Origin of the sequence: Paenibacillus sp. BK720 (genome assembly GCF_011761545.1) — a bacterium.
GTDB lineage: Bacteria > Bacillota > Bacilli > Paenibacillales > Paenibacillaceae > Pristimantibacillus.
Genome location: NZ_JAASRQ010000002.1, coordinates 170,583 through 188,236 on the forward strand (window position 1 = coordinate 170,583; position 17,654 = coordinate 188,236).

At 50.7% G+C, this 17,654-nt stretch carries 14 protein-coding genes; 7 read left to right on the forward strand and 7 right to left on the reverse strand.

Annotated features, from left to right (window positions below; translation table 11 throughout):
- Positions 1-137: 137 nt before the first annotated feature.
- Positions 138-1,175, forward strand: a complete 1,038-nt coding sequence (locus FHT67_RS07755) for a glycoside hydrolase family 88/105 protein (RefSeq protein ID WP_167197161.1) — start codon at positions 138-140, stop codon at positions 1,173-1,175.
- A 48-nt stretch (positions 1,176-1,223) separates the two neighbouring features.
- On the opposite strand, the gene FHT67_RS07760 is transcribed toward FHT67_RS07755, so the two are convergent.
- The 4 genes from FHT67_RS07760 to FHT67_RS07775 form a co-directional block, all read right to left on the reverse strand.
- A complete protein-coding gene (locus FHT67_RS07760) occupies positions 1,224-2,327 on the reverse strand; it encodes a Ger(x)C family spore germination protein (protein ID WP_167197164.1) in 1,104 nt (367 codons plus the stop codon).
- A complete protein-coding gene (locus FHT67_RS07765) occupies positions 2,324-3,409 on the reverse strand; it encodes a GerAB/ArcD/ProY family transporter (protein ID WP_132306910.1) in 1,086 nt (361 codons plus the stop codon). The genes FHT67_RS07760 and FHT67_RS07765 overlap by 4 nt, the downstream gene beginning before the upstream one ends.
- Complete coding sequence (locus tag FHT67_RS07770) at positions 3,406-4,821, reverse strand: spore germination protein (RefSeq protein WP_167197167.1); 1,416 nt, start codon at positions 4,819-4,821, stop codon at positions 3,406-3,408. Before FHT67_RS07770 ends, FHT67_RS07765 begins: the two co-directional genes overlap by 4 nt.
- A gap of 233 nt (positions 4,822-5,054) precedes the next feature.
- Entirely contained in the window at positions 5,055-5,978 is a 924-nt protein-coding gene (locus tag FHT67_RS07775) for a helix-turn-helix transcriptional regulator (RefSeq protein WP_243867031.1), read from the reverse strand.
- Positions 5,979-6,084: 106 nt separating this feature from the next.
- Between FHT67_RS07775 and FHT67_RS07780 the strand changes: the two genes are divergently transcribed.
- From FHT67_RS07780 to FHT67_RS07790, 3 genes are all read left to right on the forward strand, one after another.
- Positions 6,085-8,058, forward strand: a complete 1,974-nt coding sequence (locus FHT67_RS07780) for an alpha-amylase family protein (protein ID WP_167197170.1) — start codon at positions 6,085-6,087, stop codon at positions 8,056-8,058.
- A 33-nt stretch (positions 8,059-8,091) separates the two neighbouring features.
- Positions 8,092-9,222 carry a serine hydrolase domain-containing protein gene (locus FHT67_RS07785; protein WP_132306902.1) on the forward strand — a complete coding sequence of 377 codons (1,131 nt, stop codon included), beginning with the start codon at positions 8,092-8,094 and terminating at the stop codon, positions 9,220-9,222.
- Positions 9,223-9,355: 133 nt separating this feature from the next.
- Positions 9,356-10,642, forward strand: coding sequence for an ABC transporter substrate-binding protein (locus tag FHT67_RS07790; protein ID WP_167197173.1), 1,287 nt, complete (start codon positions 9,356-9,358; stop codon positions 10,640-10,642).
- Between the two features lie 43 nt (positions 10,643-10,685).
- Here FHT67_RS07790 and FHT67_RS07795 read toward each other — a convergent pair whose 3' ends face one another.
- Genes FHT67_RS07795 through FHT67_RS07805 form a run of 3 tightly spaced genes read right to left on the reverse strand, consistent with a single transcriptional unit; the run spans position 10,686 to position 14,061 of the window.
- Entirely contained in the window at positions 10,686-11,864 is a 1,179-nt protein-coding gene (locus tag FHT67_RS07795; RefSeq protein ID WP_167197176.1) for a glycoside hydrolase family 130 protein, read from the reverse strand.
- Positions 11,865-11,896: 32 nt separating this feature from the next.
- On the reverse strand, positions 11,897-13,102 hold the full coding sequence (locus FHT67_RS07800) for an AGE family epimerase/isomerase (RefSeq protein ID WP_167197179.1): 1,206 nt from the start codon (positions 13,100-13,102) through the stop codon (positions 11,897-11,899).
- On the reverse strand, positions 13,099-14,061 hold the full coding sequence (locus FHT67_RS07805) for a glycoside hydrolase family 113 (RefSeq protein WP_167197182.1): 963 nt from the start codon (positions 14,059-14,061) through the stop codon (positions 13,099-13,101). The genes FHT67_RS07800 and FHT67_RS07805 overlap by 4 nt, the downstream gene beginning before the upstream one ends.
- A gap of 319 nt (positions 14,062-14,380) precedes the next feature.
- Between FHT67_RS07805 and FHT67_RS07810 the strand changes: the two genes are divergently transcribed.
- The 3 genes from FHT67_RS07810 to FHT67_RS07820 all read left to right on the forward strand — a co-directional run bounded on the left by FHT67_RS07810 (position 14,381) and on the right by FHT67_RS07820 (position 17,543).
- Entirely contained in the window at positions 14,381-15,703 is a 1,323-nt protein-coding gene (locus tag FHT67_RS07810) for an ABC transporter substrate-binding protein (RefSeq protein WP_167197185.1), read from the forward strand.
- A 122-nt stretch (positions 15,704-15,825) separates the two neighbouring features.
- A complete protein-coding gene (locus FHT67_RS07815; protein WP_167197188.1) occupies positions 15,826-16,710 on the forward strand; it encodes a carbohydrate ABC transporter permease in 885 nt (294 codons plus the stop codon).
- A 2-nt stretch (positions 16,711-16,712) separates the two neighbouring features.
- Positions 16,713-17,543, forward strand: coding sequence for an ABC transporter permease subunit (locus tag FHT67_RS07820; protein ID WP_167197191.1), 831 nt, complete (start codon positions 16,713-16,715; stop codon positions 17,541-17,543).
- The last annotated feature ends 111 nt before the right edge of the window (positions 17,544-17,654 follow it).

Consider the following 17,654-nt stretch of genomic DNA (forward strand, 5'->3'; position numbering starts at 1 on the left):
TTTCAAGGACCTTCGCATGATCATTATATCAATAATTGCGGGGTTTAAGCAGTAATTGTCCATATATGCGGAGAAATCCTTGTAAAATTCATGCTACTCTTGGGGTATGATAGCGATTTCAGACGGAGGTTTGGATAATGAAAAAATTTGAAGCGAACCAAGAGGACGTATTAGAGCTGATTGATCTTGTCGTGCGCAGAACGATGAATATGGATTTTACCTGGAACTGGTCTTGCGGAGTTGCCTTTTACGGCATCAGCAAAGCATGGGAAGTAACGAAAAATCAGGAGTATATCGATTTTTTGGTGAAATGGGTGGACGAATATTTGGAGCTGGGGCTGCCGGCCTTAATGGTTAATTCTTGTGCCATGGGGCATACGATGCTGACGCTGCATGAAGCGACGGGCGACCAGAAATACCTGGATCTCGCTCTAATGAAAGCCGAATATTTGCGCAAGGACGCCATCCGGTTTGGAGAAGGGGTATTTCAGCATACCGTATCGTCCAAAAACGATTTTCCGGAACAGGCGTGGGCGGATACGTTGTTTATGGCGGCGTATTTCCTGCTGAGACTTGGCTTCAAGCTGGACAAGAAGGAGTATATCGACGACGCGCTTAACCAATTCTACTGGCATGAAGAATATTTGCAGGATACAAAGACGAATCTGTTCTACCACGCATGGGATAATGTAAGGGGAGATCATCTGTCCGGCATCTATTGGGGCAGAGCGAATGCATGGGCGGCCTACACCATGGCGCAGGCTCATAAAATGCTTAATCCGTTTATGCCGATGTGGATGCAGCTTGGCGGAGCGCTTGGCGATCAGTTAAGCTCTCTGGTCAGACTGCAGTCTCCGGACGGATTATGGCGTACGGTCTTGAATGACGAGACTTCGTACGAGGAAACCTCGGCTTCCGCCGGCATTGCCGCTGCCTTGACGATTTACGCGCATCCGCTGCATCAGAATTACATGGCCAAAGCTTACGATGGCATCCGCGCCAATATCGATGATGACGGTTCGGTCCGGAATGTATCCGCCGGCACGGCGGTTATGTATTCGGCGGACGACTACAAGGTAATTTCCAAGAAGCGGGTGCAAGGCTGGGGTCAAGGCTTAACGCTTGCTTACCTGGTCGCATTGATTCAGAATACGGAAGTGGTGAGCGCCATTTAATTAATAGCCCCCATGATTCCCGCAATCATGGGGGCTTTCAATCCTCTGTCACTTAAGCACCCCGGTGCTTGTAATATGGATATGAATCTCCGGTGTTATTTTGGTTTGAGGATATGCGTTCTTCCAGTCCATGCCTTTCCAAAGCTTCGAATGGCTGACTTTCAATTTGCGGCCAATCCCGAAAGCATCGCAATTCGCCTGCAGCAGCGTCTCCGCGATTTTGGCCGCTTGCTTGTTAAGGGAGACTTCCAGTTCCTTGCTCAATATCTTCGAATCGACCGTCCAGCCCGGATTTCCGGTATAGCTGTCGATATTCCCGTAGAGATCAATCCGGATTTTTGCTTCAATCGCGTTGGTCCGGTCATTAACTTTAACCCGGAAATTCCGTTTCATCTTGCGTACTTCGAAGGAAACCACGTTTCTCCCCAACGGGACATCCAGCCATGCTACCTTGCTGAGCTTGTCCTGCAGCAGCAGCAACAGGATACTGTCGTTACGACCTAAGGTAACCCCTGTGAAAACATCCCCGCTGAACAGGCCCGTACGGTCGATGACCAACGTGTTCTTGCGTATCTTGTGAATGATCGGCAATGCGGAATCTTCCGACGGATCCGAGATTTGATTCCATAGGGAATATAAGGTTTGATTGGGAACAAGAGTAGTTCTTTCCGAACCCAGCACGATTTGTTTAATGTCAAAGGCTATCGGATTATTCTCTACCTCCGGAACCGTTAAGATCTCGTAAGCCCGGCCTTTTGCGACTAATACTTTTGTATTCAGGTATGCTTTGGGTAAACGGTAAAAAAACTCAAGAATCGGCATAATCCCTTTTTTCGCCAGTTCATCGCCGATAATAATGACGAATGCCTTATTAGCTTCAATGGTCCCGGGAAGCATGCTGTCAATTTTATGGCCGATCTCGGTTATACTGCCTCCCGTCGCTCGCTCTAATTTATCTTTAACGTAAAACTGACCGCCGCCTTTGCTTTCCAGAATAATCGCTTTTACCGTCCCGAGAATTCGACCGTCGTCTTGAGTATCTATGGCAATCCCGTTTACTAAATTTTTGTTGGTTAAATAATGGGCATCCCAGCATCCGGGCGCAAGCAGCAAGATGACCGTGCAGAAAATAGGCATGAGCTTTCGTTTCATGTCAATCTCCTCTTATAAAAGCTTCGGAACATGATGGACAGTATCCACATCAGAAGGGGAACGGCCGCAATCATCGCCAGATAGCTGTATTCCATGTATTTGCTGAAGGTCTCGAGGCTCTCACTCGCGGACATGTAGCTGCCCAGCAGTAATATAAGCGCACCGCTGAACCAGACCATTCTTTGATAAACGTTTCTCTTTCTTGCCAGGCTTTTGCCTGCCAGGCTTAAATAAGAAACGATCGTTGCTGACATGGGAATGATCCATATCGTCAGGAAGATTAAATCCAGACGGTCAAAGAGCTGAAAGGATAATCCTTTGAGCAGGAATAGCACGGGTTCCTTAATTTTGGACAAGGCCTCCTGACTAAAGCCGATCAAGCATATAAAAACAAAATAGGCGTAGAACAAGGTAACAAACCAGTTGGCAAGCGATATGGTTCTCAAGGTGCCCCGAGGCGTATCCTTAACCTGGGCGCTAAAGAAGAGAATAACCTCAAAGCCAAGCATGGCGAAAAAGGTTTTCTCGCTCCCTTTAGCCATTTGGGCTATACCCGTTTGTCCCACTGGCAATACATTCGAGAAATGCGCATTATTAAAGAAAGTGGCCAGGCTCATGGCAAACAAGACGATGAACAGAACAGAGGCTACTTCATAAAATCTGGCTATAACCCGCAAATCTTCGACGGCGAGGTATATTCCGACTCCGAGAATAAGCAGCAGCAGCACCCAGTCGGGGGTCAAGGGGAGCAGCCAGACTTTAATGAGCTTGACATATAGGGTGCATGCATATCCCGCAATAACGACAAAAAAGCAGTAGTAAATAACATTGACCACTCTGCCGGCATATTTACCGAAAAAAAGCACGGTCATTTCGCTTAAGATTATTCCGGGATATGTGCGTATTAAATGCCAATACACCAGAATAATCAGCTGGATGATAACCCCTGAACAAAGCACGGATATCCATGCGTCCGCTCCGGCGGTATTCTGAATGACGGAAGGCAGAGATAACAAGCCAATGCCGATTTGGGTTTTGATGATCAAGAAAAACAATTGTCTGTTCGTAATGGAGATATTCATTGGCGTTTCCACCTTAGAGTAAAGGACTGTTTGCGGGAGCCGTTCTTTTGAGCATTTTGTTCGGTTTTCCAGACCGGCAGTCTAAGAAATATATCCTTCATGCTGTCTTTGCCATGGAAAGGACCAAAAGGAGCGAAATAAGGGACGCCCAAGGTCTCGATTTTGCATAAATGGATAAAGATGACCATCATCATGACGGAAATGCCGAAGAATCCGAACAGAGAGGCGGCAAGCATCGTCGGAAAGCCCAATATGCGAAGACTCGTTCCGAATTCGTTTAAGGGAGCGGCGAAGGACGCTATAGCCGTCAAACCAATGACGACTATCATCGTATGGGAGACGAGATGGGCCTCAACGACGGCGGTTCCGATAACCAGACCTCCAACTATCCCGATTGTCTGGGCAATGGGAGACGGGAGCCGGATCGACGCTTCTTTCAATAACTCGAGAATAATTTGCATGGCCAGCGCTTCTACAATAGGGGGAAACGGAACATAGGTCAGGGAGACCTTAACGGAATATAGAATCCCTGGAGGAAGCACTTCCGAATGATAGGACACGATTGCGATATAGATGGCGGGCAGACTGATCGCCAGAATAAAGCTGATCATCCGGATAAACCGGAAAAAGGAGCCCGTAATCCACCTGCTGTTATAATCATCCGGCGATTGATAGAAGGAGAAGAATGTGATGGGAAGAATCAATACCGTTGGATTTCCGTCGACGAGTATATTGATCTTTCCTTCCAATAAATAAGACACGGCCCGGTCGGTACGCTCCGTGTGCAGCGATTGGGGAAAGGGAGACATGGGATGTTCCTCGATCATTTCATCCACTTCGCCCGTTGAATAGAGATGGGTAAGATTAATGGATTTCAGCCGTCTCTCGCATTCTTCCACGATGTTGGAATCGGCCAGCTTTTCCATATAGACCATGGCAACCTTGGTATTGGTGAGAGTGCCAATGGAAAAATATTTCACCTTGAATTGAGGGCTTTTGACCCGGTAGCGCAGCAAATAAATATTCGTGTTCAGATTCTCGACAAAGCCTTCATGCGAGCCTTTAATGATCTGTTCGGCAGAAGGCTCGTCGATCGAGCGGCCATGAGATTGGGGAACGGCGATCATATAGGCTTCCGGATGGTTTTCCAACAAGACCACGCAATAACCGTCCAACAAAGACTGGCCGATAAGAGAAAGATCCGAGGATTTGAGAATGCCTGACACAGCTTCAAGAGAAGCGATGCCATCCTCAAGCAAAGGCAATACAATGAGGGATTGAATAAGCTCTATTTTCGCAAAGGATTCCAAATAAAGAATGGAGCAGGCTTGGTTATGAAAGGCAAAGCGTTCGGTTTTCAAATCCTCGGTACCGGACAAATATAAATTAATTTCCTCGCCGGATAACGTCATGACATCACCATCTTCATTTCCTAGTTTGTTCTCTATTATGAGCTTTCAACAGGAAAATTATGAAAAATGGTTGAGCAGCTTCTCCGTTGCCTGCTGCTGCTGGTATTGTCCCCGGGGTAAGCGCAGCAGATCGCTCATGAGGTTGGCCGGCTCCGCTGTTCAAAAAGCAAAAAGGAATGACGCCGCTCGATTATCGCTTCGCGCTGCATTATTCCGCCAAGTAGCCGGCCGGGTTATACCCGGCCGATTCGGAAAGAACGGTACTGCCCGGGGGTAAAGCCCGATTGCTTGCGGAACAGCCTAATGAAGTAATTCGTATTTTCAATCCCGACCTGATGGCCGATTTCGGATACGGAAAGCCCGGTGCTCTCGAGCAGCGCCTTGGCCTTTTTCATCTGCAGGTTATGCAAATATTGAAGCGGGCTCATCCCCGTGTATTTTTTCAGGCAGCGGGCGAGATAGTCGAAATGGAAATGCAGGGTCTGCTCCATATGCTTCGCGTCAAACGGGCGGGTCACATGCTGCTGCAAATAAGCGATCGTTTGGTCGCAGAGCAGCCTGGACCGGGGAGCCAATTGACTGCTTACGGCCGTCTGCAGTTCAACAAACAGCCCGGCTAACCGCGTTTGGAGCGTTAATGAGCTTGCGGGCGATAAGGTATGATGGAGCTCCAGCATCTGCTGCAGGAACGGCAGAACGTCGGTGGCGCGTATATTCGTAAATTTCGGTAAGTACATCACCTGCCGGTGGGGAGTAAGGTCGTCGACCGTCCCTTTGGCAAAAGGAATCGACCATGAGATCTGCCCGCTGTCAATCGTGCGGACCGGGGCGGAATGGGCGAAATGGATCCAGTAAATTTCGGTCGCTTCCTCGCAGGGGCGATGCCCGATATGCATACGGTTTGGCTCCAGCACAAGCATGCTGCCTTCCTTGATCTCGTAGGGCACACCGTCTTCGGTCATATATAAAGTCCCTTTCAGAACAAACAGCATGTCGTACACGTTGAAGGATCTTGCCACATGCTGTTGTCCCGGTGCCCAGCAGGAATGGCCGATGGTCAACAACTGCGGAAGCGGAGGGATGATCAGCTCCAGGCAATGCATCGTGAAGCCAGCTCCTTTGTCTTGTAATCGCTTACCCGATTGTAACACGGTCATTGCCCGTTAGGTAGAAAATGTGCTATAAAAAGTCGTTAATGAACCTGTCCGGTCAAACGCGGAACTTATATAGTTAAGGTAAACGAACCGGAAAGGATGACAACTTATGCGTTTTCGCCAGGTCCATCTTGATTTTCATACCTCCGAAGCCATTACCCCCATTGGTCATCGGTTTGACAAAAAACAGTTTCAGGAGATGCTGCGGCTAGGCCATGTCGACTCGATCACCGTTTTCTCCAAATGCCATCACGGCTGGGCCTATCATCCATCGGAAGCCAACGAGATCCATCCGGGCCTAAGCTTTGATTTGCTTGCCGCGCAGATTGAGGCCGCGCATGAAATTGGCGTGAAGACTCCCGTCTACCTGTCCGCGGGTCTTGACGAGAAGCTCGCCAGGCGGCATCCGGAATGGCTGATCCGCGACGAGAACGATACTACCGGTTGGGTAAAAGGCTTTATGGAGCCGGGTTATCACCAGTTTTGCATGAATTCGCCGTATCTCGGTATTCTTCTCGCGCAGATTCGCGAAGTGGTGTCCCGATACGATGCGGATGGCGTGTTCCTCGATATTGTTGGCGTGCGCAAATGCTATTGCCATAACTGTATCGAAAGCGCAAGGCGGGAAGGCATGGATCCAAGGGATGAGCAAGCCATGCGCCGTTTATGGGAAAGTACGTATGCCAACTATACGGCTAGGGTGAAGGAAACGGTGGATTCCGTTAAGCCGGGACTGCCGATCTTCCATAACGGCGGGCATATCAGGCGGGGCCGCAGGGATTTGGCCATGATGAACACGCATCTGGAGCTGGAGTCGCTTCCAACGGGCGGCTGGGGTTATGATCATTTTCCGTTGTCGGCCAGATACGCTCAAACCCTTGGCGTTGATTTCCTGGGCATGACGGGGAAGTTCCATACGTCCTGGGGAGAATTCGGCGGCTATAAGCATCCGAACGCCCTGCGTTACGAAGCGGCGCTCAGCATAGCCAATGGGGCGAAATGCTCGATTGGAGATCAGCTGCATCCGGACGGCTATATGGACAAAGCGACGTATGCGCTGATCGGCGCCGCGTATAGCGAGGTCGAGAGCAAGGAAGCCTGGTGCGCAAACGCGGCAAATGTGGCCGATGTGGCTCTACTGTCGATTGAAGCCGTTGGCGTCCATGAGAAAGCGCGGGCTGGGCAGTCCACAGGCGTCTCCGATGCCGGGGCCGTACGTATGCTGCTTGAAGGAAAAATCCTGTTTGACGTGATCGACAAGGAGCATGATTTTAACGCCTACAAGGTGTTGATTATGCCGGATTATGCGGCTGTTGACGCTCATCTGCAGGGCAAGCTGGAGCAGTACCTGCAGCAAGGCGGCAAACTCCTCGCAACGGGCTGGTCCGGACTTGATCCGGCGGGAGAGAAGTTTGCGGTTGACCTCGGAGTACGGTACTTGGGAGTGAACCCTTACAAGCCGGATTATTTCCGTCCGGGTTTTGCGTTAAAGAGTCTAAAAGAGGCTTCGTTTATCTTTTATGCCCAGGGGCAAAAGGTTGAGCTGGCCGGGGGGACGGAGCTAGGCAGGCGTGAAGATCCGTACTTTAACCGGGATGCGTTTACCTTCTGCTCCCATCAGCATACGCCAAGCAGCGGGAACGATGGCGGTCCGGGCATGGTGGAGAGCGGCAGCGGGATTTATATCGCCTGGAACGTATTTGAGGATTACGAGAAGAAAGGCAGCCTGATTTTGAAGGAAACCGTTCTATACGCGCTGGACCGCCTGCTTCCGGGCAAGACGCTTCAAACCGGTCTGCCGGCGCAGGGCGTTGTTACCCTTCAGGAACAGAAGGGGCTCAATCGCCTCGTGAATCATCTCCTTTACGCTTCGCCGGTGCGAAGAGGCGATGGAGTGGAAGTGATCGAGGATATAATTCCGCTATACAATGTTCAAGTTTCGATCCGGACGGACCGTCCCGTCAAACAGGTCTATCTGGCGCCGCAAATGACTCCGCTGCCATTCAGCAATAATGATGGCATGGTTGCTTATACCGTGCCCGAGCTGGAATGCCATCAGATGGTCGTTATGGATTACGAATAAACAATCTTATCTCATGCGAATGGAAGTGCATTCATGAAAGCCTTAACCGATTTTATTAACCGCGTAACCTCCTGGCGAATTCCTTGGGCAGAGGTCATGGTCGTTCACCGCAATGAAACGGTATTCCGTTACCGAAGCGGTCTCTCGAGCCTGGAAGAAGAGACTCCCATTGAAGAGGGACGGATCTTCAACCTCTATTCCATGACGAAGATTATGACCTGCGTGGCAGCCCTTCGGCTTGTAGAGCAGGGGAAAATGCTGCTGAACGATCCGCTGTCCGCTTACCTTCCCGAATATGCGGAGATGAACGTCCGCAAGCGGCTTCAAGGCGGCAAGCTCGAGATCGAGCGAGCTAAAAATCCCATCCTTGTTCGCGATCTGTTTACGATGACGGCCGGTTTTTCTTATGATATCGGTTCTCCATCCCTTAAGGAGGTTGCGGAACATACGCAGGGAAAGGTGCCGACGCGCGCGTTTGCGGAGGCGTTAGCCAAGGAACCGCTTCTCTTCGAGCCGGGCACCCGCTGGAATTACAGCTTGTGCCATGACGTGCTTGCGGCACTGGTTGAGGCGGTGGACGGCCGGCGTTTCGGCGCTTATATCCGGGAGGAGATTACGGGACCGCTGGGAATGAGGGATACGGCGTTTGATTTAACCGAGGAGCAAAGGAGCCGACTCCTTCCCCAATACGAATACAAAGACGAGCTGGGCAGACCGGTCCGCAAAGACGGTAACGGCTACCGGTTAGGAACGGAACACGAAAGCGGCGGTGCAGGGCTATTGTCTACCGTAAGCGACTATGCGATTTTCCTCAACGCCCTTACCAATAAAGGAAAAAGCCCGGAAGGGGTTCGTATTTTGTCGCCGGCAATGATCAGTCTGATGCGGACGGACCATTTGACCGACCGTATGCGCGGGGATTATAACTGGGAGCAGCTGAAAGGCTACGGCTACGGCTTAGGCGTCAGAACGCATGTGTCCAATGCCCGAAGCGGGTCGCTTAGTCCGCTGGGGGAATTCGGCTGGAGCGGCGCCGCGGGCTGCATGGCGATTATCGATCCGGATTCCGAGCTGACGGTTATGTACGCGCAGCATTTGCTGAACAATCAGGAGCCTTATATCCATCCTCGGTTGAGAAATATCATCTATTCGAGTTTAAAATAAGAAGGCACAAGGAAAGTTTATTGCTTGTGTCCGTACAGCCCGCCTATGGCGGGCTGTTGCGGTTTTGTCGTATAATGGGAGAAAGCGCTTCCTGACGGGGTTAGTCCGGAATAAACGCAAGGAGGGACGGGATATGAGGGGAATTGTTCGGATGACGTTGATTGTACTCGCCGTTTCTTCCGGGCTTGCGGGCTGCTCGATCGGGGAAGGCAAGACGGACGCCGGCATGGGCAATGAATCCGGCGCAGGCACGGCGAAGAGCATAACGTTAAACGTGCTGACTAACCGGGTGGATTTAATCGAGAATGGCACGATGAACCGTTATGCCGCGTTGTTTGAACGGGAGCATCCGGGGACTTCGGTGGAATTTCAAGGATTCAGCAATTATACGGCTGATATTATGACTCGTTTGTCCACCCTGAATATGGGGGATGTCCTGCTGCTGCCGGCTAATATGCTGGCGGAGGACCTGCCGCAATATTTCGAGCCTCTTTCGGACGACGATTTATTCGCTTCGGTCCGCTTCGCGGATTATAAATCGGTTAACGGAGCCCGGTATGGCATTGCGTCCGGAACCTCAACGATTGGGATTGTATATAACAAGAAAGCGATGGAAAAAGCAGGCGTAACCGAGCTTCCGACAACGCTCACTTCCTTCTATGAAGCATGCAAGAAGCTGAAGGCTGCTGGCATTACTCCCGTTTTTCTGAATTACGGCGCGCAGTGGCCGATGAAAACCTGGGGGGAAGAGCTGGTCAGTTTTATGTCGGGAGATCCCGACTACCTGAGCGAGATGGCGGACACGGACAAGCCCTGGGATATAGGCAATGAATGGGGACAATCCATGAAGATCGTGCAAACGTTGATTCATGACGGCTACACGGAACAGGGCTTGATGAACAATCAGTGGGAACTGTCCAAGAAAAAAATAGCGGATGGCGAAGCGGCCATGCTGCTTAACGGCAATTGGGTTATTAATCAGATTATTGAAGCGGGGGCTAAGCCCGAAGATATCGGATTTTTCCCTTTTCCTTATGATGATGAGGACAAGCGTTACGCTCCGCTTCTACCGGATTGGTTCATTGGCGTGAGCAAATTCAGCGGCAATAAGGAGCTCGCTAAAGCGTGGGTGAAATTTTTTGTAGAACAGTCCGGTTATGTGGAGGAGCAGGGGTATCTTCCCGTGAAACTGGCTTCGGACACGGATATATCGCCCCAATTGAAGCAGTTCCTGTCGTTCAAGCCGTCGTTTGTTGAAAACGTGCCGCCCAGCGACAAATTTCTTAGGATAGCGGAAAAGGCGAATCTGTCTTTATGGTCGGGAGAGTACATTCAGGATTGGATCGCTTCCCCTGACCTTCAGAAAACGTTCGAGCAATACAACGCCATGTGGCAAGAAGCGCGTCACTTAGAGCAATAACCTAAAGGAGCTGTTCCAAATGGAACAGCTCCTTTATATGTCATTAGCTATTCAGCTGAAGGTTGCGATCGATCAATTGTATCCGCTGCTCGACGCACGCGTACGAACGAAGAGGGTCCTCCGGCGTATTCGTGACATAGTCGAGCAATTGGTCAACCGTTGTCGTTGCCACGTGGCAGCGCGTGTCCGAGGAAGCGTAGTAAACGAACACGTCGCCGTTATCGCGAGCGATAACCCCATTGCAGAATACGACGTTCGAGACGTCGCCGACGCGCTCGATTCCTTCCGGCGCGATAAAGTGGCCGCCGGGACGGTGCGTGACGACATTGGGGCGATCCAGCTCCGAGAGAAACGCGTACAGCACGTAACGCAGGCCGGCCGCGGTGTTACGGACGCCGTGGGCAATATGAAGCCAGCCTTTGCTTGTCTTGATTGGAGCAGGCCCTTGCCCGTTCTTCACTTCTTTGATCGTATGATAATGGCGATGGTCTACAATCGTTTCGTTCTCGATTACCGCGTTCTCCATCGAATGCGATAATCCCCAGCCGATGCCGCCGCCGGAGCCCGCATCGATGAATCCGTCCTGAGGCCTGGTGTAAAAAGCGTATTGTCCGTCAACAAACTCGGGGTGAAGAACGACGTTCCGCTGCTGATTGGATCCGGTTTTCAAATCCGCGAGACGTTCCCAGGATTTAAGGTCTTTGGTGCGAACGATGCCGCATTGGGCGACGGCGCTCGATAGATCGCCCGGAGGGGCTGCGGGATCCTTGCGCTCGGTACAGAACAGACCGTAAATCCAGCCATCCTCGTGCTTGACAAGACGCATGTCGTAGACGTTCGTATCCGGAATTTCGGTTTCCGGCAGCACGACGGGATGATCCCAGAAGCGGAAGCCGTCCACGCCGGTAGAGCTTTCGGCGATTGCGAAAAACGATTTGCGGTCATGGCCTTCCACGCGGGCTACCAGATAGAACTTGCCGTTCAACTCGATAGCGCCGGGATTAAATACGCAGTTTACGCCAAGCCGCTCCATGAAATACGGATTGGTCTCGGGATTAAAATCATACAACCAGATCAGTGGCGCATGAGCCGCGGTCAATACGGGATTCTCATAGCGGTCGTAGATGCCGTTTCCAAACGGCACCTTATGATTGGGTTTCGCAATTAAAGTTTCGTAACGTTCAGTAAGGGCTTCTTTGCGGCTTGAAAAAACAGTATTCATCGATTATTCCTCCAAATCTTGTATTCGTTCGGTTAACGGGACAAGCGCTCCAGCATTTCAAAGCAGGCTCTGCCGTTATGGTAAGGGCATTTCCAGGCGCCAACCTTCGGATGTCCGGCCACGGGCTCGCCGTCCTTCGTAACGCTCCAGTGCCATTCTCCATGCTCCCGGTCGACGAGGAAGTCTTGGATAAACTTCCAGGAAGCTTTGGCCGACTCGGCATACCGCTTGTCTCCGGTCAGCTCGTAAGCGTTATAAAAGCCGACAACCGCCTCCGCCTGCGGCCACCAGTCCCGGTTCGCGTCGATCAGACCGGAGCTGTCCGCTTCATTGGGAATGCCGCCTTCCGCGTCGATTCCTTCGCGAAGCGTGGCTTCGGCCATGAGGACGGCAACGGCTTTCGCCTTTTGAAGCAGCGCTTCATCGCCAAGCACTTCCGCCGCTTCGTGCAGCAGCCAGCTGCCTTCGATATCGTGGCCGTAAGAAATATGGCCGGATTTGCTGTTCCAAGCTTCGTCGAAGAAGAGTTTGAAATGGCCTGTTTTCGGATCCACGATATAGTCCATCGTAATCTGAATCAGCTCGCCAAGGGACTTCCGAAGCGATTCGTCGGGCCATATCCGGTACAGGTTGGTATAACCCTCAAGCACGTGGAGATGGGTATTCATGGATTTCTTCTCGTTCAAATCCTTGTCGCTGAGACTAAGCTCGTCGGTGGTGCTCCAATCTTCGGCAAGAGCTTCGATATAGCCGAGATGCAAGGGGTCCCGTCCGTATTTTTCGATGAGCCGGTACAAGCCCGCTGCCTCCTCGAGCGCTTCCGGATTGCCTGTTGCCCGGTAATACTCGGACCAGGCATAGATCGCGAAGGCTTGGCCGTAGATTTGTTTTTTGGCTGAGACCGGTCTGCCCTCCGCGTCCAGCATCCAATAGAGACCGCCATGCAGCTTATCGATGAAACAGCTATGGATGTAGCGGTAAGCCCGATTAGCCGCCTCCAGATATTCCTCTTTTCGGAATAAACGGTAAGCGGTGGAAAAGGTCCACAGGATGCGGGTGTTTAACACAAGACTTTTCTCGGCATGATCCATCCGCGTCATGTCTTGCCTAATCTCGCCGACAAAGCCTCCGAATCTTTCGTCCGGCGCATGCTTCAGCCAGAAGGAAAGAATATTCCCGTCAAGCTCACGCTCGATCTCAAGCCTCCATTGCCGTGTCTCTTCCGTTAACGAAGTCATCCGTTTGCCTCCTCGTGTTCCCGCGTTTTTTGAGTGTAGTACCGTTTGACGACATGTTCTCCCGATTTGCCGAACATGCAATAATCGTCGTTGCTCGAAGCCTGATTCTCCGGATAAAGCTGCGCCGGCCAGTCCCAGAGCATGAAACCTCCAACCCATTCCCTGGAATCGCAGGCGCCGAACATCGTCTCCAAATATGTTTGCTGCACTTGTTCGTCCGGATCGCCGGCTAGTCCCCAGTCATTGGGAAGCGCATCCGAGCCCTGGCGGCTCGGACAGCCTGCTTCCATGAAGAAGAAAGGCTTCCGGTGGCGTCGAACGACGGCTTCGATCCGGTCCAGCTGCCGTTCCCAATCGTTAACCGGGTAATAGCCGCTGGAGGAAATGACGTCAACCGCATCCCACCAATTCACGTGATCCTCCTGATATTTGTCGCAATTATAAGTAATAAGTCCGGAGTAGACCGCTCTTACTTTCCGGATAAGGGCTCGCCATTCGGATTCCCTGCGGTCCGTTTGAACCATTTCGCAGCCGATGCACAGCATCTCGCAGCCGGTTTCTTCGGCAATAGCCGCATAATGCAGCATGAAGTCGGTATACGAAGCGAACCAATCCGACCATTTAGGCTCGCAGGGGACATCGTGATCAAAGAAATTGATATGAGCCCTCCATGTGCCGTCGGCGCAATTAACGACCGGCTTCAGAACAACCTTCAAGCCAAGCCGTTTCGCCTCGCCGATTGCATGACGGACCTCCTGATCCGTTACGGTGGGAGCTTCCTTGTAAGCTATCTTTGTTGCCTGCGGATGCGCCTGCATCGCGGCAAAGGTGACGGCGGTCCAGTTAACGTTGAGCCTCTGCGCCATCAGCTGCATGGAACGAATCGCTTCCTCATTCCCCCAGGTTCCTCTTATCCCGGTCCATCCCCAAGTCATTCCGCCAATAAATGGTTTGATCATATACACCTCTCCGAATAAATGTTGTTAGCATAACAAAAATAATGATTTGTTATCATAAGTTAACAACATCAATTGCTGTTTGGCAATAGCTTGCGGGAAAAAATGCTTAGGATCCCGATACTAGGCCGAGAGCGCCTGATATTTATATGAAACAAGATAAAAACGGCAAAATATAGCGGTTCTGGCAAACAGGAGGAGTCATTTTGCCCAAAGTGTTTTTAAGACCAGAAAAGATAATACAGACCATTTTATTATCCGGGAGATGGTTATATACTCGAAATGCAAGCGGTACCAAAAACATTTTCAGGGGGAATTGCGAATGAAAAAGAAGTCATTGTTATTGTTGACTAGTGCAGTTATGCTAACAACTTTGGCGGCGTGCGGCGGAAACAACAGCAGCAATAGCAACAGCAGCACAAATGTGAAGCCTTCAAACAGCGCTGCGGAAGCGACGCCGGCAGCATCCGATGCGAACGGCGCTACCGAAGAGATCAAAGGGAAAGTCGTCTTCTTAACGCAGCGTACCGACATGATCGGGAAAGAATTTAACGACTACAAGAAAAGATTCGAGGAGAAGTATCCCGGCGTAACGGTTGAGTTCGAGGGAATTACGGACTATGAGAAAAACGCCAAAATCCGGATCGCCTCCGGCAAGTTCCCGGACGTTATTCTGATCGGACCGGGCATTCCAAACTCCGATTTCCCGAAATATTTCGCGCCGCTTGACGACATTAAGTTCTCGGACGAGATTCGTTTCAAGGATTTGAAAGCGTTTGAAGGCAAGATGTACGGTATTTCGTCCGGCAACAGCACGGTGGGAGTTGTCTACAACAAAAAGGCGTTTGAGAAAGCTGGCATCGCGGAGGTGCCAAAAACGCTTGACGAATTTTATGCAGCGGCGCAAAAGCTGAAGGATGCGGGAATCGTGCCGCTGGCTTCCAACTTCAAGGACAAATGGCCGCTTGACGCTTGGATTTACGACGTTCCAACCATGGCTGGCGGAGCTTCCGACCACCAAAACAAACGCGCGGACAGCGACGCGCCATACACGATGGACGGCGTATACGGCCAATCCTGGTCGATTCTTCGCACGATGCACGAGAAGGACCTGCTGGAGAAGGACATTAAATCGACAAACTGGGAGAAATCGAAGAAGGATGTCGCCCAAGGCAAATCGGGCATGTATCTGCTTGGCAACTGGGTTATTAACCAGGTTATCGACAATGGTGCAGCTTCGGAGGATATCGGCTTCTTCCCGTTCCCGGTCGACAATTCCGGCACGTTTAAGGCTCCGCTTAACCCGGACTGGTTCTATGCGGTGAATAAAGACGGCAACGTGGCCGCGGCGAAAGCTTTTGTGAAATGGATGATTGAGGAGTCCGGTTACGAGGATTTTGCGGGCTTCATTCCGACCTTGAAATCCAAAGAGCCTAAGCTTTCCCAGCTGGCTGAATTCAACAGCTATAACCCGCAATACATTGAGCTTGGCCCGCCGAACGATACGGCCACTTCGATCCAAAATGCGGCGCAAATCGATCAGAACAGCATGGTTCAGGAGTTTGTTCTGTCGAAGAATCCGCAAACCGTGCTTGATAAATACAACAAGCTGTGGGCAAACGCAAGAAAATCGGCAGTTAAATAAGCAGCAAGGCTTGACGTCTCGGGAGCGGGGGAATTGTATGCATCCTGCCGCTCCCGGGGCATACACCATGCATGCCGGATCCAGATATCCGGCCGACTAGACAAGGGAGAGGAAGGGATACCATGCTCAGCAGGCTTCCTTTTGGAACACAGAAAAAGATCATTATTATATTGTTTGTCACGCTGCCTCTCCTGCTGCTCTTGACGTTCTCTTATTATCCGGCTCTCGAGCTCGTAAGGCTCAGCTTCACCAATTGGGACGGCATGAGCGCGGACAAAGAATGGATTGGGCTTAGGAATTACAAGGAGGTCTTCACGAATCCGGAAATATTCGGCGTGTTCAAGCATAACATTGCCTATTTCGTGGTGGGAATTGTACAAAATATCGCCGCGATCTATTTCGCCATTATTTTGAACGGAAAGCTGAAAGGCAGATATTTTTACCGCCTGCTCCTATTCCTGCCTTACATCCTCAACGGCGTAGCGGTAGCTTATTTGTTCGGTTATGTATTTGATACGACGGAAGGCTCGCTTAATTATTTGCTTGGCAAACTGGGACTAGGCTCGGAGACAAGCTGGCTCGGTTCGGAAGGGTTTGTGAATTATACGCTTGCATCCATCGGATTTTGGCGGTTTATGGGGTTTAATATGGTTATTTATTTGGCCGCTCTCCAGTCGATTCCTTCCGACTTGTATGAAGCGGCATCTATAGACGGCGCAAACCATTGGCAAAAATTCCGGTTCATCACGGTTCCTAATATATACAAAATTATTGAATTGAACTTGTTCCTGACCGTGACCGGCGCTCTGGAGGTATTCGATCTACCGTTTGTGCTGACGAACGGCGGACCTGCGGGAGCGAGTCAAACCTTTGTTATGAAAATTATCGAGACCGCCTTCCAGTTCAATAATTACGGACTTGCATCGGCGATGAGCGTAGTTTTGTTGCTGGGCGTTGTTCTTGTGCTTTCCATCCAAAGATACTTCTTGAACAAAGGGAGGGATTGATCGTGATACGAGAAAATCCGGTCTGGACCGTTACCAAATATGTATCCCTGCTGATCGCAGCTTTTATCGTATTATTCCCGCCTTATATCATTGTGGCGAACGCATTCAAGACTCCCGATGAATATTTGACCAAATCGGCCATGGCGCTTCCTGACAGCTTCCTGAATTTCCGGAATTTTGGCGAGGCCTTCATGCAGGCCGATATGGGAAGAGCGTTCGGCAATACGCTTATCATCCTGGGTACCACGCTTGTTCTGAACGTGCTGCTCGGCTCCGCTTTTTGTTATGCGGTATCCCGTTTTCAATTCAAGCTGCAGGGGCCGCTCATCGGACTGTTTTTGTTCGCGACCATCATTCCGCAAATAACAACCCAGGTGATTAACTACAAGACGATTCAAGGACTCGATCTGACCAATCATTTGATGGGCCCCGTGCTGCTCTATGTCGGCGCGGATATTTTGCAAATTTATATTTATCTGCAGTTCATTCGCAACATTCCTTATGATTTGGACGAAGCGTCCATGATGGAGGGGGCATCCCTGTTCAAAATCTTCTTTTCCGTCATCTTCCCGCTGCTTGGGCCGGCAACGGCAACGATTGTCATTCTGAAGACGATAGCCATCTATAACGACATGTATACGCCGTTCCTTTACTTGCCGGGCTCGGAAAACGTTGTTGTTTCGACGTCTTTAATGCGGTTCTTTGGAGTCAATAGCGGGGACTGGCAGATGGTTTCTTCCGCGATTCTCATTATTATGATCCCAACCGCGATTATGTACGTGTTCTTGCAGCGTTATATTTTCGCCGGCGTTACGAACGGGGCTGTCAAATAGAAAGCATGGACATATGAGGATAGAGGGGACGATTACGTTCTCTCTATCCGCTATACAGCAGCAGGCAGCTTCGTGGTTTGATTAAATTGAAAGCGCTTTAACCCAATCTGT

Coding starts and splice junctions, on each gene's coding strand:
- FHT67_RS07755 (WP_167197161.1), top strand. CDS start 138: ATGAAAAAATTTGAAGCGAACCAAGAGGACGTATTAGAGCTGATTGAT.
- FHT67_RS07815 (WP_167197188.1), top strand. CDS start 15,826: ATGCTCAGCAGGCTTCCTTTTGGAACACAGAAAAAGATCATTATTATA.
- FHT67_RS07795 (WP_167197176.1), bottom strand. CDS start 11,864: ATGAATACTGTTTTTTCAAGCCGCAAAGAAGCCCTTACTGAACGTTAC.
- FHT67_RS07775 (WP_243867031.1), bottom strand. CDS start 5,978: ATGACCGTGTTACAATCGGGTAAGCGATTACAAGACAAAGGAGCTGGC.
- FHT67_RS07790 (WP_167197173.1), top strand. CDS start 9,356: ATGAGGGGAATTGTTCGGATGACGTTGATTGTACTCGCCGTTTCTTCC.
- FHT67_RS07765 (WP_132306910.1), bottom strand. CDS start 3,409: ATGAATATCTCCATTACGAACAGACAATTGTTTTTCTTGATCATCAAA.
- FHT67_RS07810 (WP_167197185.1), top strand. CDS start 14,381: ATGAAAAAGAAGTCATTGTTATTGTTGACTAGTGCAGTTATGCTAACA.
- FHT67_RS07805 (WP_167197182.1), bottom strand. CDS start 14,061: ATGATCAAACCATTTATTGGCGGAATGACTTGGGGATGGACCGGGATA.
- FHT67_RS07770 (WP_167197167.1), bottom strand. CDS start 4,821: ATGACGTTATCCGGCGAGGAAATTAATTTATATTTGTCCGGTACCGAG.
- FHT67_RS07785 (WP_132306902.1), top strand. CDS start 8,092: ATGAAAGCCTTAACCGATTTTATTAACCGCGTAACCTCCTGGCGAATT.
- FHT67_RS07780 (WP_167197170.1), top strand. CDS start 6,085: ATGCGTTTTCGCCAGGTCCATCTTGATTTTCATACCTCCGAAGCCATT.
- FHT67_RS07800 (WP_167197179.1), bottom strand. CDS start 13,102: ATGACTTCGTTAACGGAAGAGACACGGCAATGGAGGCTTGAGATCGAG.
- FHT67_RS07760 (WP_167197164.1), bottom strand. CDS start 2,327: ATGAAACGAAAGCTCATGCCTATTTTCTGCACGGTCATCTTGCTGCTT.